This window comes from Methylobacterium sp. J-072 (assembly GCF_022829425.1).
In the GTDB taxonomy this organism is placed as follows: Bacteria; Pseudomonadota; Alphaproteobacteria; order Rhizobiales; family Beijerinckiaceae; genus Methylobacterium.
In genome coordinates this window covers 1-326 of the sequence record NZ_JAKSYK010000203.1, presented here as the reverse complement: position 1 = coordinate 326, position 326 = coordinate 1, and the positions used below count along the sequence as shown (strand labels likewise).

At 71.2% G+C, this 326-nt stretch carries 1 pseudogene; it reads left to right on the top strand.

The features are described from left to right. Positions 1-173: 173 nt before the first annotated feature. Positions 174-326, top strand: a pseudogene (locus MKK67_RS26575) (magnesium protoporphyrin IX methyltransferase); the annotation flags it as partial.

Here is a 326-nt window from a genome sequence, read left to right as displayed (position 1 = left end):
GGCGCGCAGGAGCTGATCGCAATCCGCGCCGCCGTGCCGGATGCCGCCGACGCGCCCTCCTCGGGCAACGACGCGACGCGCACCGAGCGGATGCGTCCGGGCCTGCTCTACGGCGCCAACGACAACCGCCGTCCGGCCGGCGCAGCCATCGGCGAGTAAGGGGTTCCCAAAGGGCAAGCCCTTTGGCGCCGACTTTGGTCGGCCTCGCCCGGGAACGGCTGCCAACGATCCCCGGCGCGGGCAGCATAGATTTCCGCGTCGGCGACATGCTCGACCCCGGCCTCGGCCGGTTCGACCACGTGGTCGCGATGGATTCGCTGATCCAT